Annotated in this window: 20 protein-coding genes and 1 tRNA gene; 13 read left to right on the top strand and 8 right to left on the bottom strand. The window is 64.7% G+C overall.

What is annotated here, in order from left to right; translation table 11 throughout:
• The first annotated feature begins 19 nt into the window (after window positions 1-19).
• From ABLV49_RS03075 to ABLV49_RS03055, 5 genes are all read left to right on the top strand, one after another.
• Window positions 20-1,096 carry a branched-chain amino acid ABC transporter permease gene (locus tag ABLV49_RS03075; RefSeq protein ID WP_011802976.1) on the top strand — a complete coding sequence of 359 codons (1,077 nt, stop codon included), beginning with the start codon at window positions 20-22 and terminating at the stop codon, window positions 1,094-1,096.
• 83 nt (window positions 1,097-1,179) lie between these two features.
• The gene (locus tag ABLV49_RS03070; protein ID WP_349280135.1) at window positions 1,180-2,508 is read left to right on the top strand and encodes an ABC transporter substrate-binding protein; all 1,329 of its coding nucleotides are present in this window, start codon (window positions 1,180-1,182) and stop codon (window positions 2,506-2,508) included.
• A gap of 95 nt (window positions 2,509-2,603) precedes the next feature.
• A complete protein-coding gene (locus ABLV49_RS03065; RefSeq protein ID WP_011802978.1) occupies window positions 2,604-3,413 on the top strand; it encodes an ABC transporter ATP-binding protein in 810 nt (269 codons plus the stop codon).
• Between the two features lie 82 nt (window positions 3,414-3,495).
• Entirely contained in the window at window positions 3,496-4,743 is a 1,248-nt protein-coding gene (locus ABLV49_RS03060) for a phenylacetate--CoA ligase family protein (RefSeq protein WP_349281582.1), read from the top strand.
• A 101-nt stretch (window positions 4,744-4,844) separates the two neighbouring features.
• Window positions 4,845-5,834: a tripartite tricarboxylate transporter substrate-binding protein gene (locus ABLV49_RS03055; RefSeq protein WP_349280134.1), complete on the top strand. Its 990-nt coding sequence runs from the start codon at window positions 4,845-4,847 to the stop codon at window positions 5,832-5,834.
• A 154-nt stretch (window positions 5,835-5,988) separates the two neighbouring features.
• Here the strand turns inward: ABLV49_RS03055 and ABLV49_RS03050 are convergent, their stop codons facing one another.
• Together ABLV49_RS03050 and ABLV49_RS03045 are read right to left on the bottom strand one after the other, a co-directional pair.
• Window positions 5,989-7,137 (bottom strand): ISAs1 family transposase, encoded by a 1,149-nt coding sequence (locus ABLV49_RS03050; RefSeq protein ID WP_349280133.1) that lies wholly within the window; start codon window positions 7,135-7,137, stop codon window positions 5,989-5,991.
• Window positions 7,138-7,412: 275 nt separating this feature from the next.
• Complete coding sequence (locus ABLV49_RS03045) at window positions 7,413-7,709, bottom strand: DUF1840 domain-containing protein (protein ID WP_349280132.1); 297 nt, start codon at window positions 7,707-7,709, stop codon at window positions 7,413-7,415.
• A 135-nt stretch (window positions 7,710-7,844) separates the two neighbouring features.
• Between ABLV49_RS03045 and ABLV49_RS03040 the strand changes: the two genes are divergently transcribed.
• The 8 genes from ABLV49_RS03040 (at window position 7,845) to ABLV49_RS03005 (ending at window position 16,061) form a co-directional block, all read left to right on the top strand.
• Window positions 7,845-8,597, top strand: a complete 753-nt coding sequence (locus tag ABLV49_RS03040; RefSeq protein WP_349280131.1) for a 2OG-Fe dioxygenase family protein — start codon at window positions 7,845-7,847, stop codon at window positions 8,595-8,597.
• Between the two features lie 102 nt (window positions 8,598-8,699).
• Window positions 8,700-11,009, top strand: a complete 2,310-nt coding sequence (locus tag ABLV49_RS03035) for a bifunctional salicylyl-CoA 5-hydroxylase/oxidoreductase (protein WP_349280130.1) — start codon at window positions 8,700-8,702, stop codon at window positions 11,007-11,009.
• Window positions 11,010-11,066: 57 nt separating this feature from the next.
• Window positions 11,067-11,543: a MarR family winged helix-turn-helix transcriptional regulator gene (locus tag ABLV49_RS03030; RefSeq protein WP_349280129.1), complete on the top strand. Its 477-nt coding sequence runs from the start codon at window positions 11,067-11,069 to the stop codon at window positions 11,541-11,543.
• Window positions 11,540-12,394, top strand: a complete 855-nt coding sequence (locus ABLV49_RS03025; protein WP_349280128.1) for an enoyl-CoA hydratase family protein — start codon at window positions 11,540-11,542, stop codon at window positions 12,392-12,394. The genes ABLV49_RS03030 and ABLV49_RS03025 overlap by 4 nt, the downstream gene beginning before the upstream one ends.
• Before the next feature lie 31 nt (window positions 12,395-12,425).
• Complete coding sequence (locus ABLV49_RS03020; RefSeq protein ID WP_349281581.1) at window positions 12,426-13,607, top strand: acyl-CoA dehydrogenase family protein; 1,182 nt, start codon at window positions 12,426-12,428, stop codon at window positions 13,605-13,607.
• The gene (locus ABLV49_RS03015) at window positions 13,604-15,232 is read left to right on the top strand and encodes an AMP-binding protein (RefSeq protein WP_349280127.1); all 1,629 of its coding nucleotides are present in this window, start codon (window positions 13,604-13,606) and stop codon (window positions 15,230-15,232) included. The genes ABLV49_RS03020 and ABLV49_RS03015 overlap by 4 nt, the downstream gene beginning before the upstream one ends.
• Entirely contained in the window at window positions 15,229-15,669 is a 441-nt protein-coding gene (locus ABLV49_RS03010) for an acyl-CoA thioesterase (protein WP_349280126.1), read from the top strand. Before ABLV49_RS03015 ends, ABLV49_RS03010 begins: the two co-directional genes overlap by 4 nt.
• Window positions 15,666-16,061 carry a RidA family protein gene (locus ABLV49_RS03005; RefSeq protein WP_349280125.1) on the top strand — a complete coding sequence of 132 codons (396 nt, stop codon included), beginning with the start codon at window positions 15,666-15,668 and terminating at the stop codon, window positions 16,059-16,061. The genes ABLV49_RS03010 and ABLV49_RS03005 overlap by 4 nt, the downstream gene beginning before the upstream one ends.
• 296 nt (window positions 16,062-16,357) lie before the next feature.
• Here ABLV49_RS03005 and ABLV49_RS03000 read toward each other — a convergent pair whose 3' ends face one another.
• The 6 genes from ABLV49_RS03000 to rsmB form a co-directional block, all read right to left on the bottom strand.
• Window positions 16,358-16,738 (bottom strand): hypothetical protein, encoded by a 381-nt coding sequence (locus ABLV49_RS03000; RefSeq protein WP_349280124.1) that lies wholly within the window; start codon window positions 16,736-16,738, stop codon window positions 16,358-16,360.
• A gap of 456 nt (window positions 16,739-17,194) precedes the next feature.
• A tRNA-Phe gene (locus tag ABLV49_RS02995) sits at window positions 17,195-17,270 on the bottom strand.
• A 57-nt stretch (window positions 17,271-17,327) separates the two neighbouring features.
• The gene (locus tag ABLV49_RS02990) at window positions 17,328-18,002 is read right to left on the bottom strand and encodes a response regulator (protein WP_349280123.1); all 675 of its coding nucleotides are present in this window, start codon (window positions 18,000-18,002) and stop codon (window positions 17,328-17,330) included.
• An 81-nt stretch (window positions 18,003-18,083) separates the two neighbouring features.
• The gene (locus tag ABLV49_RS02985) at window positions 18,084-20,381 is read right to left on the bottom strand and encodes a sensor histidine kinase (protein ID WP_349280122.1); all 2,298 of its coding nucleotides are present in this window, start codon (window positions 20,379-20,381) and stop codon (window positions 18,084-18,086) included.
• Window positions 20,378-21,037, bottom strand: a complete 660-nt coding sequence (locus ABLV49_RS02980) for a DUF4390 domain-containing protein (protein WP_349280121.1) — start codon at window positions 21,035-21,037, stop codon at window positions 20,378-20,380. The genes ABLV49_RS02985 and ABLV49_RS02980 overlap by 4 nt, the downstream gene beginning before the upstream one ends.
• The gene (gene rsmB, locus ABLV49_RS02975; protein WP_349280120.1) at window positions 20,997-22,349 is read right to left on the bottom strand and encodes a 16S rRNA (cytosine(967)-C(5))-methyltransferase RsmB; all 1,353 of its coding nucleotides are present in this window, start codon (window positions 22,347-22,349) and stop codon (window positions 20,997-20,999) included. Before rsmB ends, ABLV49_RS02980 begins: the two co-directional genes overlap by 41 nt.
• Window positions 22,350-22,365: the final 16 nt, after the last annotated feature.

Below are 22,365 nucleotides of genomic sequence, written 5' to 3'. Positions count from 1 at the left end.
AGAAGAATAAGGAAACCCCATGCTCTACCGCGAAAACGGCCAGTTCAAGACGACCTACCGGGCTGACCAGCAGATCTTCCCGATCACGCAGGATCGCGTGGCCATCGGCCTGATGCTGGCCTTTGCCTTCATCGCCGTGCCGCTGATGGCCAGCGACTACCTCTACGCCTCAATTTTGATTCCGCTGGTCATCATGTCGCTGGCGGCCATCGGGGTGAACATCCTGGTCGGCTACTGCGGCCAGATTTCGCTCGGCTCGGGCGCCTTCATGGCGGTCGGGGCCTACGGCGCCTACAACTTCTTCGTGCGCATTCCGGGCATGCCCTTGATTCCTACCTTGATACTGGGCGGGCTGTGCGCCATGTCCTTCGGCATTTTGTTCGGCCTGCCCAGCCTGCGCGTCAAGGGCCTGTACCTGGCCGTGGCGACGCTGGCGGCGCAGTTCTTCAGCGACTGGATGTTTTTGCGCATCAAGTGGCTGACCAATGACTCGGCCTCGGGTTCGGTGTCGGTCACCCAGCTGCAGGTGTTCGGCCTGCCGATTCAGAGCCCGGTGTCCAAGTACCTGTTCTGCCTGGCGGTTTTGGTCATCGTGGCCTTGCTGGCCAAGAACCTGGTGCGCGGCGCGATTGGCCGCGAGTGGATGGCGATTCGCGACATGGACGTGGCCGCCGCCGTGATCGGCATCCGGCCCATGTACGCCAAGCTCAGCGCCTTTGCGGTCAGCTCCTTCATCATCGGCATGGCCGGCGCGCTCTGGGCCTTCGTGCACCTGGGTTCGTGGGAGCCGGCGGCGTTCTCGGTCGAGATTTCGTTTCGCCTGCTGTTCATGGTGATCATCGGCGGGCTGGGCTCGATCATGGGCGGCTTCTTTGGCGCGGCCTTCATCGTCGTGCTGCCGATTGCGCTGAACCGCTTTTTGCCGGCCTTCATGAGCCTGTTCGGCATCGAGATTTCGACGGCCGGCGTGTCGCATGCCGAGCTGATGATCTTTGGCGGCCTGATCGTCTGGTTCCTGATCGTCGAGCCGCATGGCCTGGCCCGGCTGTGGTCCATGGCCAAGCAGAAACTGCGCCTGTGGCCCTTCCCGCATTGATCGCGCTGATCGCATTGAGCGGTCGGTTGACTGAAAAACCTGTTTTTACCGTGCTTCACCACTTTCATTCCAAGGAGACATCCATGAAGCTTTCCAAACTCGTCGTTGCCGCAGCCGTGGTCGCCGCTGGCGCAGCGTCGCTGTCCACCAGCGCCTTCGCGCAGGCCAAGGAGCAGTTCTTCCCGCTGCTGTCCTACCGCACAGGCCCCTACGCGCCCAACGGCACGCCCTGGGCCAACGGCAAGCAGGACTACATCAAGATGGTCAATGCGCGCGACGGCGGCGTCAACGGCGTCAAGCTGACGTTTGAAGAATGCGAAACCGGCTACGCCACCGACCGGGGCGTGGAATGCTACGAACGCCTGAAAAATAAGCCCGGCGTGGCGCTGATTGACCCGCAGGCGACCGGCATCACCTTCGCGTTGACCGAAAAAGTCCCGGTGGACAAGATCCCGCTGATCACGCTGGGCTACGGCCTGTCGGTGGCGCAGGACGGCATGGCCTTCAAGTGGAACTTCCCGCTGATGGGCAGCTACTGGACCGGCGCCGACATCCTGGTGCAGCACATCGGCAAGAGCGCCGGCGGCCTGGACAAGCTCAAGGGCAAGAAAATCGCGCTGGTCTATCACGACAGCCCGTTTGGCAAGGAGCCGATTCCGCTGCTGCAGGAGCGCGCCCGCATGCACGGCTTCGAGTTGCAGCTGCTGCCGGTCACGGCGCCCGGCGTCGAGCAGAAAGCCACCTGGCTGCAGGTGCGCCAGAGCCGGCCCGACTACGTGATGCTGTGGGGCTGGGGCGTGATGAACTCCACCGCCTTGAAGGAAGCGCAGGCCACCGGTTTTCCGCGCGACAAGCTCTACGGCGTGTGGTGGGCCGGCGCCGAGCCGGACGTGCGCGACGTCGGCGACGGCGCCAAGGGCTACCAGGCGCTGGCGCTCAACGGCTCGGGCACCGAGTCCAAGGTCATCCAGGACATCCTCAAGAACGTCCATGACAAGGGCCAGGGCACGGGTGCCAAGGACGAAGTGGGCTCGGTGCTGTACACGCGCGGCGTGATCATCCAGATGCTCAGCATCGAGGCCGTGCGCCGCGCGCAGGAGCGCTTTGGCAAGGGCAAGGTCATGACCGGCGAGCAGGTGCGCTGGGGCATGGAAAACCTGTCACTCGACCAGAAAAAGCTCGACGCGCTGGGTTTTAGCGGCGTGATGCGCCCGGTCTCGACCAGCTGCGCCGACCACATGGGCTCGACCTGGGCGCGCGTGCAGACCTGGGACGGCAAGAAGTGGAGCATGACCTCCGACTGGTACCAGTCGGATGACCAGATCATCAAGCCGCTGGTGAAAGCCGGCGCCGACAAGTACCTGGCCGACAAGAAGCTGACGCGCCGCACGGCAGCCGACTGCCAGTCCTGATGGCATGAACCCCTGGCGGTTCCTGCGGGAGCCGCCAGGCCAGAAGCTTGGGCGCCCAAGCTTCTGGCCTGGCACAGACAGAGGAAAGAAACCCCATGGAACCCCAAAAAATCGTTCTCAACGTCAACGGCATCGAGGTCATCTATAACCATGTGATCCTCGTGCTCAAGGGCGTTTCGCTGCAAGTGCCAGAAGGCAAGATCGTGGCCATCCTGGGGGGCAACGGCGCGGGCAAGACCACGACGCTGCGCGCCATCTCAAACCTGCTGCAGGGCGAGCGCGGCGCGGTCACCAAGGGCTCGATAGAGCTGCGCGGCGAGCGCATCGAGAACCTCTCGCCGGCCGACCTGGTGCAGCGCGGCGTGGTGCAGGTCATGGAAGGCCGGCACTGCTTTGCCCACCTGACCATCGAGGAAAACCTGATGACCGGCGCCTACACGCGCACCAGCAAGGCCGAGATCGCCGCCAACCTGGAAAAGGTCTATAACTACTTTCCGCGCCTCAAGACGCGCCGCGCCTCGCAGGCCGCTTACACCTCGGGCGGCGAGCAGCAGATGTGCGCGATTGGCCGCGCCATCATGACCAACCCGAGCATGGTGCTGCTCGACGAGCCGTCGATGGGCCTGGCGCCGCAGATCGTCGAAGAAGTGTTCAACATCGTCAAAGACCTGAACACCAAGGAAAAAGTCACCTTCCTGCTGGCCGAGCAGAACACCAACATGGCGCTGAAATACTCCGACTACGGCTACATCATGGAGTCAGGCCGCGTGGTGATGGACGGCATTGCTAGCGACCTGGCCAACAACGAGGACGTGAAGGAGTTCTACCTCGGCGTTGGCGGCGGCGAACGCAAAAGCTTCAAGGACGTGAAAAGCTACAAGCGCCGCAAACGCTGGCTGGCTTGAACACCGGCCCGCTCGCTGCCCCTCGGAATTCACCACTCACGACTCCCTCCCGCCGACCCTTTAACCTGAAAACCCTTCAATGATCCACACCCACATGGATGCGCTGGAAACCCGGCTACCTGCTGAACGCGAAGCCGCCCTGCTCGCCGCCCTGCCCGCGCAGATTGCCCACGCCCGCACGGCATCCAGGGCCTTCGCCCAAATCCTGGCAGGCTTTGACCCGGCCACGATCACCAGCCGCGCGGCACTGGCCACGCTGCCCGTCACGCGCAAGTCCGAGCTGCTGGAGCGCCAGCAGGCCCAGCGCGCGACCAATGTGTTCGGCGGCTTCAGCACGATTGGTTTTGGCGCTGCCATGCCGCGCGTGTTTTCCAGCCCCGGGCCGATGTACGAGCCCGAAGGCACGCGGCGCGACTACTGGCGCATGGCGCGTGCGCTGTTTGCCGCCGGCTTTCGCCCCGGCGAGCTGGTCCAGAACTGCTTCAGCTACCACTTCGTGCCGGCCGGCTCGATGATGGAAAGCGGCGCCCATGCGCTGGGCTGCACCGTGTTTCCGGGCGGCACCGGCCAGACCGAGCAGCAGGTGCAGGCCATGGCCGAACTGAAACCGGCAGGCTACATCGGCACGCCGAGCTTCCTGAAAATCATTGTTGAAAAAGCCGCCGAGATGAAAGTCGCGCTGCCCAGCGTGACCAAGGCCATGGTGTCGGCCGAGGCCTTTCCGCCCTCCCTGCGCGACTGGCTGGCCGAGCGCGGCATTGCCGGCTACCAGTGCTACGCCACCGCCGACCTGGGGCTGATTGCCTACGAAACCGAAGCGCGCGAAGGGCTGGTGCTCGATGAAGGCGTGATCGTTGAAATCGTCCGACCCGGCACCGGCGACCCGGTGGTCGAAGGCGAAGTCGGCGAACTGGTCGTGACCACGCTGAACCCCGACTACCCGCTGATCCGTTTCGGCACCGGCGACCTGTCGGCCGTGCTGCCCGGCCAGTGCCCGAGCGGGCGCACCAACACCCGCATCAAGGGCTGGATGGGCCGGGCCGACCAGACCACCAAGGTGCGCGGCATGTTCGTGCATCCGGCGCAGGTGGCCGAGATTGCGCGTCGCTTTCCCGAAGTCATCAAGGCCCGGCTGGTGGTCAGCGGCGAGATGGCCAACGACAGCATGACGCTGAGCGTTGAAACCACCGCGTCTCCTGCCGGGCTTGAGCAGCGCATCGGCGACGCGATCCGCGATGTCACCAAGCTGCGCGGCAGGGTGGAGCTGCTGGCCCCCGGCAGCCTGCCCAACGACGGCAAGGTCATCGAGGACGCCCGAAGCTACAAATAGAATCAGAATCGGCAAAAGGGATAACCCGCTAAGTAGTTCCCGCCATGTGCGGACGAGCTGCGAGCCTTAGACTGGCCGACATTCATTCAAAGGAGACGTTCATGAAGCGCCTGTTAGTTCTTGCTGCCGCCGCGGCGACCCTCTTCGCCGCCAACGCGCAAACCTTTCCGGGCTCCAAGCCCATCACCTTCGTGGTGCCGTTCGCCGCTGGCGGCCCGACCGACCGCGTGGCGCGCGACCTGGCCGAAGCCATGCGCAAGTCCATGGGCGGCGGCGCCAACTTCGTGGTTGAAAACGTGAACGGCGCCGGCGGCACCATCGGCGCCAACAAGGTCGCCAAGGCCGCGCCCGACGGCCACACGCTGCTGCTGCACCACATCGGCATGGCCTCGGCGCCCAGCCTGTACCGCAAGCTGCAGTACAAGCCGCTCGATGATTTCGAATTCCTCGGCATGATCAACGAAGTGCCGATGACGCTGATCGGCAAGCCCCAGCTCGAAGCCAAGAACTACCGCGAACTCGAAACCTACATCCGTTCCAATGCCGGCAAGCTCAATATCGCCCATGCCGGGCTGGGTTCGGCCTCGCACCTGTGCGGCCTGATGTGGCAGTCAGCCATCAATGCCACGGAGGCGATGACGACGATTCCGTTCGGCGGCACGGCGCCGGCCATGAATGCGCTGGTTGGCGGCCAGGTGGACATGATGTGCGACCAGACCACCAACACCACCGGCCAGATCGAGGCCGGCCGCGTCAAGGCCTACGCGGTCACGACGGCCAAGCCCCTGACCGGCAACAAGCTGCTCAAGGACCTGCCGACGCTGCAGCAAGCAGGCCTCAAGGGTTTTGACCTGACGATCTGGCACGGCCTGTACGCGCCCAAGGGCACGCCGCCCGCCGTGCTCGCGCAGATCAATGCGGCCCTGAAAAAGGCGCTGAAAGATCCCGATTTCCTGAAGAAGGAAGAAGGACTGGGCGCCGTGGTGATGACCGACAACCGGGTCGAGCCCGCCGCGCACAAGGCCTTCGTGACCGCCGAGATCAACAAGCTCAAGCCGGTGATCGAAGCCGGCGGCAAATTCGCCGACTGATACGTCGCGCGCTTGCCGTCAAGCCGCCCGGTGCAAGCCTGGCGGCTTTTTTCATGCCTTGCGGACTCTGGGGCATGGGACAGCCCGAGTAGCTACCATTTTTCAAGCCAAATCGCCGCTTTGCGCATGCCTGTCATGCACAGGGCAATCGCACCTAAATTGATAGCACGCTGCAATCAAGCACCTTGAGCATATAAGCCGGATCCCAGCCAGCGCGGCAGCGCTTGCTTTTGACGCTGGCCTTCAGGCTGGTCTCGCGCTGAAGCTGGGTGAGCGCCAGGCGGCGCAGGCACGCCAGGTTGGCCGGGCCTTCGTCCCTGCGCACTTTGCAGGCGTCCTCCCTGAAACTCACGTCCAGCGACCAGTGCAATTCGTTCTCCACCGCCCAGTGGCTGCGGATCGCCTGGGCAATGGTCTGTGCGCTCGCGCTCAAGGGCAAACTGCTGATGTAGTAGTGGGTCTCGTCGCTGGTTTTGCCTGCCACCTGGCGCGTGCGCCGCACCATGGCGATGGTTTGCAGGTTCGTCCAGTATTTGGTGGCGCGCTTGAGGTGCTCGGGCACCGCCATGAGCCAGTGTTCGCGGCTCTCAATGCGCCCGTGGTTGTGGGTACTGGCGCATTCCCGATAGTGGCTGTGCGCTGGCCCGATTTGCTCGCTGGCGTGGCAAGCCTCAAACCAGGCCGCAACTCCCCCGTGCAGGTGGCGGTGGTTGCCCTTGAGGTTGAGCACGTAGTCCGCTTCACTGTGCACGATGGCTTTGGTGATGGCCTTTTGACACCCCATGGCGTCAATGGTGACGATGCAGCCCTGGATGCTCAGCAGCTTGAGCAACTCGGGAATGGCGGTGATTTCGTTGGACTTTTTGTCCGTCTGCACCTGCCCCAGCAACATGCTGGCCTGGCACGCCCAGGCGCTCACGATATGCAGCGCCGACTGTCCGCCATGGCCCGAGCCGCGCACGCTCTTGCCATCAATGGCCACCACGCCCTGGACCTGGCCGGCAATGCTTTGCAGCCAGTCGATGCATACTTTCTCCAGCGCCTGCGAGTCAATGAGCTGGAACACCCGGCCAAACGTGTCGTGCGAGGCAATGCCATTGGGCAGCTTCAAAAACGTGGCGAACCATTCCTTCTTTGCCTTGCCAAACTGCACCACGTCAACCCAGTTATCGGCCCCGCCGATAACCGCGCACAGCGCAATCACCAAAATGTCCATCAGTTCATGGCGCCGTGTGCGCTCGATGCGAGGATCGGGCACCTGCCGCAAGTGCTCCATCAGGCTTGTCCCGGTGCTTTGCGTCATCAACAATTCAGGCTTCCCAAATCACATGACTATAGTTTCCTCCCCCTTTGCGCTTGGCTTCTTCAATTCCTGCTATCAATTTAGGTACGATTGCCCTGCTGTCATGCATTAGAAGCTATTATTTTCATAGCAAATTCAGATTCAGTCTAAAGCACATGGCCGAGTCGGCCGGTCAGGCTCGTCATGCCTTTCGCTCCCGCGCGCGCTGGCCGCCAGACGCAAAAAAGCCCCGCTGCCGGGGCTTTTTCAGTTCAGCGCAGCGGCCCGGGCAGAGGCTAGACGCCCCAGACCACTTCCTGGCCGACCTTGATGTTCCAGCGCAGCATGTCGAGGAAGGGCTTGGCGCGCTGGTGCAGGCCGACGCCTTCGGGCAGGCCTTCGCCGTCCTTGTCGTCGCCGGATTCTTCGAGCTTGATCGCCGCCTCAAGCGCCGCAACGGCTGCCGGCATCTGCTCGGGCAGGATGATGCCTTTCGGGCCGGGCGTCTTGCCGATGATCTCCAGCATCTGCCGGCCATTGGGCTCCAGCATGATCACGTCACCCATGTTTTTTGATTTGAATCTGTACAGCATTGAATGCTCCTCTGGTTGAAACAGCGCATTCATTATCAGCAGCTTTTGCCAGCCTGTGTGTAGGCTGTCGTCACTTCCTGCAACCGCTGCGGGCGGCATCTTTCAGGCTGGCCGGCGTGAAGCAAAATAGCACCCATGTTCAATATTGTCACTGTTCAAAAACCCGCCGACCAGGCCCTGCGCCAGGACGGATTGAGCCTGCTCTTGCCGGCCGGCTTCACCACCAGCCTGAAGCTGCAAACGCCGCAATGGACGCAGGACTGGGACGGCCTGGCCGACTCGTGGAACCGGCTGCCGCCCGACGCGCACCTGAAGGACGGCGGCCACTACCGGCGCCGGCGCCACGCCTGCTTTGTGCAGGAACTCGCCAGCGGCGCGCTGACGCAGGTGGCGCACCGGGCGCACTGGCAGCCGACCGACTACAACGCGCTGCACGGCGGCTTCGAGCGCTGGTTCGACCCGGTCGAGCCGGCCGTCGCCCAGGCGCCGGCCTGGCTGGAGCTGCTGGCCAGCCTGGGCCAGTTGTTTGCCCGGGTCAAGCCGGTGCCGCGCTGGTACATCGAGGCGCACCAGTTCCGCATCGACACCACTGAAGGCGTGGGCCGGCCGACGCCCGAAGGCGCGCACCGCGACGGCGTGGACTTCGTGGTGGTGCTGCTGGTGGCGCGGCGCGGCGTCAAGGGCGGCGAAACCCGCGTCTTCGATGCCCACGGACCCGACGGCGTGCGCTTTTTGATGCAGGAGCCGCTGACGGCGCTGCTGCTGGACGACGAGCGGGTGATCCACGAAACCACGCCGATTTTTCCCGTCGACGGCCAGGATCGGCAGGGCGGCGTGCGCGACACGCTGGTGCTGACCTACCGGGCAGACGGCTTTCAGGCGCCCTGACAGGCCGAGCCTGGCCTGGCAAGGCTGGTGATTACCCCGCTTGACGAAATTACTTTAAACCTAAACAATTAAGGCAAGATCAATCTACAGGACACGCATTTCATGCACATCCTTTGCCTGGGCGGCGGCCCCGCCGGTTTGTATTTCGGCCTGCTGATGAAGCAGCAAGACCCGGCGCATCGGGTGACCGTGGTGGAGCGCAACCGCCCGTTCGACACCTTCGGCTGGGGCGTGGTGCTGTCGGACCAGACGCTGGGCAATTTGCAGGCCGCCGATCCGGTCAGCGCCAAGCTGATCGGCGACGCCTTCAACCACTGGGACGACGTCGAGATGTTCTTCAAGGGCCGCAGCGTGCGCTCGGGCGGCCACGGGTTTTGCGGCATCGGCCGCAAGCGCCTGCTCAATATCCTGCAGGATCGCTGCCTCGACCTGGGCGTCGAGCTGGAGTTTGAAACCGACGTGCAGGACGACCAGGCCATCGCCGCGCAGTACCAGGCCGATCTGGTGATTGCCAGCGACGGCCTGAACAGCCGCATCCGCAGCCGCTACGCCGACACCTACCGGCCCGACGTGGAATTGCGCAACTGCCGCTTTGTCTGGCTGGGAACGCGCAAGACCTTTGACGCCTTCACCTTCGCCTTCGAGCAGACCGAGCATGGCTGGTTTGCCGCCCATGCCTACACCTTTGACGCAACCACCTCGACCTTCATCGTCGAAACGCCCGAGGCGGTGTGGAAAGCCCACGGCCTGGACCAGATGAGCCAGCAGGAAGGCATTGCGTTTTGCGAGCGGCTGTTTGCCAGATACCTCGACGGCCATGCGCTCATGAACAATGCCACGCATGTGCGCGGCTCGGCGATCTGGATTCGCTTTCCGCGTGTGGTCTGCGAGCGCTGGGTGCACTTTGAGTCGATTGACGGCCGGCGCGTGCCCATCGTGCTGATGGGCGACGCGGCGCACACCGCGCATTTCTCGATTGGCAGCGGCACCAAGCTGGCGCTTGAAGACGCGATTGAGCTGGCGCGCTGCCTGGCCGCACAGCCCGGCCTTGATGCGGCGCTGCAGGCCTACGAAGCCGTGCGCTCGGTCGAGGTGCTGAAGATCCAGAACGCGGCGCGCAACTCGACCGAATGGTTTGAAAACGTCAACCGCTACAGCGGCCTGGAGGCCGAGCAATTCTTCTACTCGATGATGACGCGCTCGCAGCGCATCAGCCACGAAAACCTGCGCGTGCGCGATGCCGCATGGCTGCAGGGCTACGAGCAGTGGCTGGCGAAAAGTCATGACGCCTCCCCGCCACCGCCGATGCTGCTGCCGCTGAAGGTTCGCGAACTACAGCTTAAAAACCGCATCGTCGTCTCGCCCATGGCTATGTACAGCGCGGTGGACGGCGTGCCGCAGGACTTTCACCTGGTGCACCTGGGCGCGCGGGCGCTGGGCGGGGCGGCGCTGGTGTTCGTGGAAATGACCGCGCCGTGCGCCGAAGGCCGCATCACGCCGGGCTGCACCGGCCTGTGGAACGACGTGCAGATGCTGGCCTTCAAGCGGATTGCCGACTTTGTCCACGCCTCGGGCACGGACGCGAAAATTGGCATGCAGCTCGGCCACAGCGGCCCCAAGGGCTCGACGCAGGTCGGCTGGGAAGCGCCCGATGAGCCGCTGCCGGGCGGCAACTGGCCGCTGCTGGCCGCCAGCGCGGTGGCTTACGGGCCGAACAACCAGCGGCCGGCGGCCATGACGCGCGCCGACATGGAGCGCATCAAGGCCGAATTCGTGCAGGCCACCCGCCGCGCGGCCGAGGCCGGCTTTGACTGGCTGGAGCTGCACTGCGCGCACGGCTACCTGCTGTCGAGCTTTATCACGCCGCTGACCAACCTGCGCGGCGACGCCTGGGGCGGCAGCCTGGAAAACCGCTGCCGCTACCCGCTCGAAGTGTTCAGCGCGATGCGCGCGGTGTGGCCCGAGCACCTGCCGATGAGCGTACGCATCTCGGCCCACGACTGGGCGCCCGGCGGCAACACGGGTGACGACGCGGTCGCCATCGCGCGGCTGTTCAAGGCCGCCGGCTGCGACTTCATCGACGTGTCGTCGGGCCAGACCACGCGCGCGGCCAGGCCGGTCTATGGCCGCATGTACCAGACGCCGTTTGCCGACCGCATCCGCAACGAAGCCGGCATCCAAACGATTGCCGTCGGTGCGATTTCCGAGGTCGATCATGTCAACAGCATCATTGCCGCCGGCCGCGCCGACCTGTGCGCGATTGCCCGCCCGCACCTGGCCGACCCCGCGTGGACGCTGCATGAGGCGGCCAAACTGCAAAGCCGGCATGCGCAGTGGCCGCAGCCGTATTTGAGCGGCCGCGACCAGCTCTACCGCGAGATTTCCAGGCAAAACAAGGCTTCTGCGCAATAGCCATATGCGCAGATAGCTATCAAATAAATAGCAACCAGCAAACCCGAAGGAAATTCAATGGACATGGAAGCACGCGGCCACAGCGAACACCCCGAGGCCTTGCGCCTGTGGCTGCGCATGCTCACGCTCACGCAACTGGTCGAAAAGCAGGTGCGCAGCCAGCTGCGCGAGCAGTTCGGCACCACGCTGCCGCGCTTTGACCTGATGGCGCAGCTCGAACGCAAGCCCGAGGGCCTGAAGATGAACGAGCTGTCGCGCCGCATGATGGTGACCGGCGGCAACGTCACCGGCATCACCGACCAGCTGGTGGCCGAAGGGCTGGTCGAGCGGATCGAGGTCGAAGGCGACCGCCGCGCCTACCGGGTGCGCCTGACGCCGCGCGGCCGCACCGAATTCGGCGCGATGGCGCGCCAGCACGAAGGCTGGATCGTCGCCGCGTTCGAAGGCCTCTCGCCCGCCGAGGTCGATGCCCTGCACCAGCTGCTGGGCAAGGTCAAGCAGCACTACAACGACATCCCCCTGGAGACGACATGAAACACTACATCGGCCCGGCCAATCCCATGCATGCGCAGTTCGATGCGCTGGCCGCTTACCAGGCGCAGCACTTTGCCTACGCGTTCGACAGCGGCGTCGCCACGCTGACCTTGAATCGCCCGGAGCGCAAGAACCCGCTGACCTTCGACTCCTACGCCGAGCTGCGCGACCTGTTTCGCGCGCTGAACAGCGCCACCGATGTGAAGGCCGTGGTGCTGACGGGCGCGGGCGGCAACTTCTGCTCGGGCGGCGACGTGCATGAAATCATCGGCCCGCTGACCAGGATGAGCATGCCCGAGCTGCTCGAATTCACGCGCATGACCGGCGACCTCGTCAAGGCGATGCGCCTGTGTCCGCAGCCCATCGTGGCGGCGATCGACGGCATTTGCGCCGGCGCGGGCGCCATGATGGCGCTGGCATCCGACCTGCGGCTGGGAACGGCGCAGGCCAGGACCGCTTTTTTGTTCACCCGCGTCGGGCTGGCCGGCGCCGACATGGGCGCCTGCGCGCTGCTGCCGCGCCTGATCGGCCAGGGCCGCGCGTCGGAGCTGCTGTTCACCGGCCGCGCGATGACGGCGCCAGAGGGCCTGCAGTGGGGATTTTTCAACGCACTGCATGAACCCGACGCACTGCCGGGCGCGGCGCACCAGCTGGCGCATGAACTGGCCAGCGGCCCGACCTTTGCGCACGCCATGACCAAGACCATGCTGCACCAGGAATGGGCCATGACGCTGGACCAGGCGATAGAGGCCGAGGCGCAGGCGCAGGCCATCTGCATGCAGACGCGCGACTTCACGCGCGCCTACGAAGCCTTTGCCGCCAAACAGAAACCGGTGTTCCAGGGCGACTGAGCGCCTTCATCCCACCCACAAGCCCATGCCCATGACGCCCACGACTTCTCACCTGGCCCTGCCCTTTTTCGACGACGTTCACCGGGAACTCGGCGCGCGGCTGGCCGGCTGGATTCCCGAGCAGCAGATCGACGAAAGCGACGACCGCCGGGCCTGCCGGGAATGGGTGAAGCTGCTGGGCGACCAGGGCTGGCTGCGCTACTGCGTCCCTAGCGGCAGCGATGGCGCGCTGGGCGGCGCGCTGGACCGGCTGAACTCGCGGGCGCTGGTCATCCTGCGCGAAACGCTGGCCTTTCATTCGCCGCTGGCCGATTTTGCATTCGCCATGCAGGGCCTGGGCAGCGGCGCGATCACGCTGGCCGGCACGCCCGGGCAGCAGGCCGCTTACCTGCCCTTGGTCGCCAGCGGCGCAAAAATCGCCGCCTTCGCCTTGAGCGAAGCCGATGCCGGGTCGGACGCCGGCGCCATGGCGACCCGCGCGGTTCAGGCCGAAGGCGGCTGGATGCTCAACGGCAGCAAGACCTGGATCAGCAACGGCGGCATCGCCGATTTCTACGTCACCTTTGCCAAGACCGACCCGGCGGCGGGAACGCGCGGCATCACCGCCTTCATCATCGACGCTGGCACTCCGAGCCTGGACGCCAGCGAGCACATCGCCGTGATGTCGCCGCATCCGCTGGCCACGCTCAAGTTCACCGATTGCCGGCTTGACGGCGGCGCGCAGCTGGGCGCGCTGAACGCCGGCTTCAAGCTGGCGATGCGGACGCTGGACATCTTCCGCGCCTCGGTGGCGGGCGCGGCGCTCGGCATGGCGCGGCGCGCGCTGCTTGAGGCGGTGCGGCATGCCAAATCGCGCAAGATGTTCGGCCAGACGCTGGCCGACTTCCAGCTGACGCAGGCCAAAATCGGCGAAATGGCCGCGCTGGTCGATGCGGCGGCGCTGCTGACCTACCGCGCCGCCTGGCTGCGCGACGAGGGCGAGCGCCGGGGCCAGAGCGTGCGCGTGACCGCCGAAGCGGCGATGGCCAAGATGACAGCCACCGAGAACGCCCAGCGCGTCATCGACATGGCGCTGCAGATGCACGGCGGCCTGGGCGTGAAGGTCGGCACCCGGGTCGAAAGCCTGTACCGCGACATCCGCGCGCTGCGCATCTATGAAGGCGCGACCGAAGTCCAGCAACTCATCATCGGAAAGGCGGTGCTGCAATCATGACGTCCTCCATCACGGCCCCCTGCGCGCAGACCGACCGCTTCGTGCACGAGCACCTGCCGCCGCCCGAGCAGTGGCCCCGGCGCGTGTACCCGCCCGGCACCGAAATCCCGGAGCAGGCCAACCTGGTCGATGTCCTGTTCACCCGGGCTTTTCAAAACGGCCATGCCGACCGGCCCATGCTGCGTTCGGACCGGATCACGCTGAGCTATGCCGATGCCTTGGGGCGCGTCAACCGCATCGCCCAGGTGCTGACCGAGGATTTCGGGCTGGTGCCGGGCAACCGCGTGCTGCTGCGCGGCGGCAATTCGATCGGCATGGCGCTGGCCTGGCTGGGCGTGGTCCAGGCCGGGCTGGTGGCGGTGGCCAGCATGCCGCTGCTGCGCGCCAAGGAACTGGCAGAGATCATTGACAAGGCCAGGCCGGCGCTGGCGCTGTGCGACGGCGCGCTGCTTGAAGAACTGCAGATCGCCCAGGCGCAAACCGGCGCGCTGCAAGCCGTCATCCCCTTCAACCTGATGGACGCGCCCGGCTCGATGGCGGCGCTGGCGGCGCGAAAGGACGGGCGTTTCACACCCTGCCCGGTCGCGGCCGACGACATCGCCCTGATGGCCTTCACCTCGGGCACCACCGGCAAACCCAAGGCGGCGGTTCACAGCCACCGCGACGTGCTGGCCGCCTGCGAAGCCTGGCCGCGCCATGTGCTCAAGGCCACGCCCGACGACATCGTGATGGGCTCGCCGCCGCTGGCCTTCACCTTCGGGCTGGGTGGCCTGCTGGTCTTCCCGATGTGGGCTGGCGCCTCTAGCTACTACCCGTCGATTCCCTACACGCCTGAGGCCATGGTCCAGCTTATCCGGCAGGTGGGCGCGACGGTCTGCTACACGGCGCCGACGTTCTACCGCCAGATGGCCGCCTTTGCCAGGCAGCAGGGCGTGCCCGATTTGCGGCTGTGCGTGAGCGCCGGCGAAAGCCTGCCGGACGCCACGCGCCAGCTCTGGAAAGACGCCACCGGCATCGAGATCATCGACGGTATCGGCGCCACCGAGATGTTCCACATCTTCATTTCGTCAAGGCCCGGCGACGTGCGCCGGGGCGCCATCGGCCAGGTCGTTCCCGGCTACAGCGCGAAAGTCGTCGATCAAGAGGGCGCCGAGGTGCCGCGCGGCCGCATCGGCCGGCTGGCGGTGATCGGCCCGACCGGCTGCCGCTACCTCGATGACGAGCGCCAGCGCAACTACGTCAAGGACGGCTGGAACTACCCCGGCGACGCCTTCACGCAGGACGCGGACGGCTATTTTTTCTACCAGGCGCGCGACGACGACTTGATCATCACCGCCGGCTACAACGTGGCCGGCCCGGAAGTCGAGGACGCGCTGCTCAAGCACCCGGCGGTGGCCGAATGCGGCGTGGTCGGCGTTCCCGATCAAGACCGGGGCATGGTCGTGAAGGCCTTCGTGGTGCTCAGGCCCGGCCAGGCCGGCGATGCCGCGATGGCCAAGACCCTGCAGGAGCATGTCAAGGCCATGCTGGCGCCGTTCAAGTACCCGCGCCAGATAGAATTTCTGCCCAGGCTGCCGCGTACCGAAACCGGCAAGCTGCAACGCTTCAAACTCCGCCAGCCATGAAATTCACCACCGAAAAACTGGTCCGCTTTCACCACTGCGACCCGGCGGGCATCGTGTTTTACCCGCAGTTCTATGTCCTGCTGCATGAGGTGCAGGAAGACTTCCTGGCGCACATCGGCTTTCCCGAACACAAGATGGTCGAAGGCGGCACCGGCGTTCCCATCGTGGACATGAAGACCGAATTCCTCGGCATGTGCCGCCATGGCGATGTGCTGACCATGACGCTGGAGCTGTCGCGCATCGGCGGCGCCAGCCTCGGCATGCACTATGAAATTCATGCTTCTGCGCAGGCGCCGGGCGCACCAAGCGCTCTCAAATTAAGAGCAGACGGCGTGGTGGTGTATTCGCAGGTTCCACACGGCAAGGCAGTGCGCATCCCCGACGACCTGCGCGATGCCTTGCTGCCCTACCTCCAGGCCCACCCGGAAACCCCATGATCACCAGACTCCAGCCGCCCGACTGGGCCGAACCCAAGGGGTATGCCAACGGCATCCTGGCGCGCGGGGCCCTGCTTTTTGTCGGCGGCCAGATCGGCTGGAATGCCAGCCAGCAGTTTGAAAGCGACGATTTCGTGGCGCAGACCCGCCAGGCCCTGCGCAACATCGCCGCCGTCTTGAGGGCCGGCGGCGCAGGCCCCGAGCACATGGCGCGCATGACCTGGTACATCGTGGACCGGGTGGAATACAACGCCCGGCTGAAGGAAATCGGTGTGGTCTACCGCGAAGTCATGGGCCGAAACTTCCCGGCGATGACCTGCGTGCAGGTGGCCGCTCTGGTGGAGGAACGGGCGAAGATCGAGATCGAGGTGACGGCGGTGCTGCCAGACTGAGGCTGGGCGCCAGCGGGTTGAAAACGGGCAGCGCTTGACTCGGAGCGCTTTGACAGGGCGGGAACGCTGGCGAGAGTCGATTTTCAGTTTCGGGGGATTCGTGCGAAGGCGGCAGATGTGTGCTCTGATCACGTCCAAACCGGGTTCTGGGTGGTTCAAGGTGGCCTCATGGCGCCTTGCCTTGCCAACCGCTGTGAGCGTTCGATCAGCGCGTTGCCTCCTCAAAAAAGACGTCACGCCGATCAATCGCACTCAATTGGGCCCAAGTCCGACAGCCTCCTGGATTGCAAGGTGCGTCAGCGTGGCGGGATGCCGCGATGGGTGCCTTCGGCATCCTTTGGCGCGTCGTCAGCACTGGTCGTACTTTCTGGATTTACCAACTCGCCGGCAGCGCCGCCGCCAATCGCGCCGGCAACAGCCCCAATCGTGCCGCCGACCAATACACCGACCGGCCCTGCAACCACGGCACCAACGGCTGCACCTGCAGCCGAACCTGCCACCAAGCCGCCCCCAATCAGGACGGACTTTGACTCTCGCTCGGCTTCCTCGGGATCGAGGGCAACCTGAGCTGCAGGGTCCGGATCCTGGGACGGAACACCATGTCCAGGAACTGCCTGCTCGGCAAGGTCTGGGTCAACCGGTTTTACGCCTGTCGGCTGAGTGGTGGATGAGTTCATGTGCGCTCCTTGGGGGAAGTTAACGCGTAGACGAGCGGGACGCTCGCTGCAACACCGTTGTACATCCCACACCACGCCGTTCGCGTGGTCCAAGAGACTGCGATACTGTCAGATAACATCCAGTTGCACCGCCACCCTTGACACACGTCATGCCGCGCTCGCAACGGAGTACGTCACCTGTTTTCCCGCCGGTGAACCACCCCAGGAATTGTGGAGGCTGGTTGGTTTAAATTGAGCCCGCCTGGGCGGCCTCACTGGCGAATTGCCGCCAGTAGTTTGCCTCAGCTTCTGCCGGAGGGATGCCCCCAATCGATTGAATTTACATTGGCAGGGGGAGAAGTGGGGGAAGCTTTCCGGAAAAAGCAACAGCCCGGAAATGGACCGGACGCGAGGACTGTTTGTCCCTGGAAACAAAGAAGCCAACCGCATGGGTTGGCTTCTTTGCAAGACTAATCTTGGTGGCCTGGGGCGGAATCGAACCACCGACACAAGGATTTTCAATCCTCTGCTCTACCGACTGAGCTACCGGGCCTGAGCACAAGAGTATATATCACCCGGAAGGCCGTTTTGCCGCAAAACGGCCTCAAATTCACAGGCCGCGCTTGCCGCGCGTCAGGTCAACACCCAGCTGCTTCAGTTTTCGGTACAGATGGGTCCGCTCCAGGCCGGTTTTTTCGGCAACGCGGGTCATGGAGCCGCCTTCCTTGGCCAGGTGAAATTCGAAGTACGCTTTTTCAAACTCGTCACGCGCATCGCGCAGCGGTTTTTCCAGCATGAAACTCTGGGTGGCCTGAGGGCTCCTGTCTGAGGAAACGGCCAGAATGCCACCCGCCACGATGGCTTCCGGTACGAAATCGGTCATGGGCACCGCCATCTTGAGGGGGATGGACGGCCGGGTGAGAGTTCGGGCCAGGCCTTGCTCAACGGCTTTGAGCAGTTTTTGCAGCGTGATCGGCTTTTCCAGGAAAGCCATGGCGCCGATTTTGGTGGCTTCGACCGCCGTGTCGATGGTTGCATGGCCGCTCATCATGATGACCGGCATGGTCAGCAGGCCGGTGGACGACCACTCCTTGAGCAAGGTGACGCCATCGGTGTCGGGCATCCAGATGTCGAGCAGCACCAGGTCGGGCCGGGCCAGCGCCCGGGCGGCGCGGGCTTGAGAGGCATTTTCAGCCAGATCGACCTGATGCCCCTCATCATTGAGAATTTCTGAGAGAAGGTCGCGTATGCCCAGCTCGTCATCGACCACCAGAATATTTGCCATGATTGAATTGCTGCCCTGCCTGTTGTTGACGGTTGTGTTGCCGATATGGAGATGTTTAAACCCGGATTGCCCCGAACGCTGTCAAGTCGCAACGCCAAATGATAACGACACTTGCGCGCCCTGCACGACCCCATCGGTAACACGGTTTGAAATGTCGATGCGCGCGCCGTGCTCATCGACAATTTTCTTCACCACCGCCAGCCCCAGGCCGGTGCCCTTGACCTTGGTGGTGACGTAGGGCTCGAAAGCCCGTTTGAGGATGTGCTCGGGAAAGCCCGTCCCATTGTCGCGCACGCTCAGGCGTACCCGCTGCGAGCTTTCGGAATAGTCGGTTCTGAGGGTCACGCAGGCCTCTTGCCGGCCTTCCTGCGCATCCTGGGCGTTTTGCAAAAGATTGTGTATGACCTGGCGCAGCAGTTGGGCATCGCCCCGGATGGGCGGCGCCTTGGGGTCGAGTTCGGCGACTACCGGGGCCAGCGGGCTTGCAGAGTCGCTGTGGTAGAGCTGCAGCACGTCGTTGATGAGCGCATTGAGGTCCACGGCGACCAGCTCGGCGGCAGGCAGTCGCGCATAGTCACGAAATTCATTCACCAGCCGCTTCATGGCGTCCACCTGGTCCACAATGGTTTTGACCGATTTGGTCAGCAGCGCCTGCTCGGCGGGGCCCAGCTTTCCGTTCAGCTTCATCTCCAGGCGCTCGGCCGACAGCTGGATGGGGGTGAGCGGATTCTTGATTTCATGCGCCAGCCGGCGCGCCACTTCGCCCCAGGCCTGGGCGCGCTGGGCCGACACCATGTCGGAAATGTCGTCGAAGACGAGCAAATACTCCTGGGTTCCCGGCATTTTGGCGCCGCGCGCAATCAGCGTGATGGCGTTGTCGCTGGCGCCATGGCCGGCGGCATGCAGCTCAAACGACTGCTGCCAGTGCGCCAGCGTTTGCGCCGCGTTGTTGCTGAGGTAGTCGGCGAACTGGGCCAGCACGTCCTTGGCAAAAACCTCCAGCCCGGGGACTTCGCCCAGCGGCTGGCCCTGGTAATCCCGCAGCGGCGCGCGCAGGATGCGGCTGGCGCCCGGATTGCTCGACTGCAGGCGCCCCCACACGTCCAGCACGATGACGCCCGCCGTGAGGTTGTCGAGGATGGTCTGCAGGTTGGCACGGGCGGCATCGACCTGGCTCATGCTGTGCTGCACGGCGGACCGGGCGTCGGCCAGCTGCTGCGTCATGTCGGCGAACGAACGCGTCAGCCCGCCCAGTTCGTCCTTGCCTTTGAGCGCGGCTTTGGGCGTCAGGTCGCCCTGAGCCACCTGTTTCACCCCTTCGGCCAGCAGGAGCAGGGGTTTGGCCAGCTGGTTGCCCAGAACGACAGCCAGCAGCACCGCGCCAAACACGGCCAGGAACAGGCTGAGCGTGAGCGTGCCGATGTACATCTTGCGCAAGCCCCCGCGCGCCAGGGCACGCTCCTGGTACTGGCGGTTGGCCTCCTGCACGGCAATGGCATTGTCCACCAGTCCGGCGGGCAGCACGCTGGTGACCTGCAAATAACGGGACTGCTCCAGCACGCTCAGGTTCGGGTTGTTCACCACGGCAATGGCCTTGACGCGCGCGGCCGTGGAAGCGCCGCGTGCCGGCTGGGTGGCATGGGTGTCGGCGCCCAACTCACCATTGCCGCCCGGCACGATCTCGTCAAGCCCTTCGATCTGCGTGGTGACCCGCTGGGTGCGCGCGCTGCGCAGTTGCTGCACCGAAGGCCGCTCGGGCTGGATTAAAAACCTGGATTCGCCGGCGTTGGCAATCAACTGGCCGGAGGCGCTCCAGAGCACCACATCGCTGGCCACCAGTTGCTCGCGCAGGCGCTCCAGGTTCAAGCCGACCATGGCATCCGGGACTTCAGCCAATTGCGTGGCGGCCTGCCGCGTCTTGTTGGCCAGATCATTGGCCAGGGTGTCCAGCGTTGCGCGGCCCAGGTTCAGGCCGGCGCCTAAAGCGCCCTCCACTTCGACATCGAACCAGCTTTCAATCGAGCGCGAGACGAACTGGTAGGACACCACATAAATCATCAGGCCGGGCATCAGGCCGACCAGCGCGAAGATGGCCGCCAGCTTGACCAGCAGGCGGCTGCCAAAGCGCCCCTGGCGCAGGCGCAGTACAAGCTTCAGCGCAATCCAGCCAATCACCAGCACCAGCAAGGCGGCCACCGCCACGTTCAGCCCGAGGAGCAGCGTGTAATTGCGTTCGTACAGCTCGCGGTTGCCGGTCGCCTGTGTCAGCAAGAACAGCAGCACCAGCCCCAGAGCCACCACGACACCCGCGCCAACGCCCACGGTCCAGCGAAAAGCCGTGCTGCTTTTCAAGGCAATCAGCTTGACGGAGCGAATCATTTGCCTCCCCCGGTGCTGCTGCTGGCGGCGGGCGTCAGCCGGAGCCGATCCTTGAGCTGCGCGGAAATGGTCCAGTCGCGTTGCCCGGACATGCCAATCTGGAAAGGTCGCGGCAGCTGCGACAGGTCGAGCCGGAAATTCAGGTCGAGCGTGTAGGCGGCATCCGGCTCCACCTCGGACGCCTCGGCAATTTTCCAGCGGGTCAGGCGCTGGATGGCGGAAAGGGCTTCGGGCAGGGTTTCGTAGTTTTGATTCAGCGTGGCGCGCAGGCCGGACGAGCTGGTGATCAGGCCGGAAACGATGTTCACGCGCCAGCGGCCGGTCAGAGGCTGGTAGGCCAGGCGCAGGGTGCGGGCGGCGCTGGTCACGCGCGGATCGGTCCAGTACCAGCGGTCGCGGTAGATATCGGCCTCGACGACAAAAAACAGGGCAATCCCCTTGAGCAGTGCGTCTTCAACCACGGCCGGGAGGTCAAACCGCACAATCGCCGAGAGATACACCCCGTCTTCGGCACGCTCGGTGCGCAACTGGGTGATCTCGGTGGGTGCTGCCGCGCTGCTACGCGGCGCCCACAGCAGGCACACGCACGCCATCAGCAGGAAGTGCGCAATCGCCTTAAGCGCGGCGCTTTTCAAGGAGTGCGTAATAAAAGCCATCGTGTTCACGCATCAAATTGTCCGGGAATACGGCCGCGCCGGCACCCCCTTGAGGCAGCAAATGCCCGGGTGATGGCAACAACAGGGCGTCGGTGTGGCGTGCGGCAAACGCTTGTACCTGCTGCTCCCCTTCGGCCCGGAAAACCGAGCAGGTGCAATAGACCAGCCGCCCGCCGGGCTGAAGCAGCGGCCAGAGCGTGGCGAGCAGCCTGGCCTGGATTTGTGCCAGCTGGGCAATATCGGTCGGCCTGCGCAGCCAGCGCACGTCCGGGTGGCGGCGCACGATGCCCGATGCGGTGCAGGGCGCGTCGAGCAGAATGCCGTCGTAGAGCCGGCCGTCCCACCAGTCGCCGGGCCGGCCGGCGTCGCCCACCACGATATGCGCCCGCAGGCCCAGTCGCTGCAGGTTCTGGGCGATGCGCTCGCAGCGCCGGGCGTCAATGTCCAGCGCGGTCACGTCGCAGTCGGCCAGTTCCAGCAAATGTGCCGTCTTGCCGCCGGGCGCGGCGCAAGCGTCCAGGATGCGCAGACGCGGCTGGCCCTCGCCTGCGGCCATGAGGCCGTCGAGCAGCAAGGGCGCGGCCAGCTGGGCGGCGGCATCCTGTACCGAAAAATGCCCTTCGGCAAAGCCCGGCAGCGACGTGACCGGGCGCGCCTCGGTCAGGACCACGCCATGCTCGCCCACCGGGAACGCTCCTATATCCATAGCTAACAATGCATGCAGGTATTGCGCAGGAGTCGTTTTTTTTTCATTAATCCGCAAAATCAGCGGGGCGCGGCTGTTGTTGGCCCGCAAAATGTCCTGCCACTGCGCCGGATGGTCTTTTTTGACCCGGTCTATCCACCACTGCGGATGGTTCCAGACGGCTTGCGGGCTTTTCTCGGTCAGCGCCATCAACTCGCCCTGCTCGCGCAGGAAGCGGCGCAGGCAGCCGTTGATGAAACTGGCCTGGTGCAGCGTGGCGTCGCTGCGCTTGGCCGCTTCCACCGCCTGATCGACCAGCGTATGCGCGGTGTAGGGCGCCTCTTCTGCGGAGCACGCCAGCGCCAGCGCCACGCACAGCAGCGCGTCGGCTTCAGGCGGCGGCGGGCGCTTGGCGAGTTGCTGGCGCAGCGCTTCGGCGCGGCCCAGCCAGCGCAGGGCATGAAAGGCCAGCGCCTGGACGCCGGGGCGCAGCTGCGCATCGACATCTTCCAGCGCCGGTGTCATCGACTGGCCGTCGCGAACGGCCAGCACGACGGAAGCGGCGCCTTGAAGCTGGCGCCATAACGGGACTTGGGCTGACGGAGAGGAATTCGGGTGATGTTGCATTGCTTCGGTTTGATCA

Origin of the sequence: Polaromonas hydrogenivorans (assembly GCF_040105105.1) — a bacterium.
Taxonomy (GTDB): domain Bacteria; phylum Pseudomonadota; class Gammaproteobacteria; order Burkholderiales; family Burkholderiaceae_C; genus Polaromonas; species Polaromonas hydrogenivorans.
Note: the sequence above shows the minus strand (reverse complement) of the source record. Positions and strands in the feature narration are given on the sequence as shown.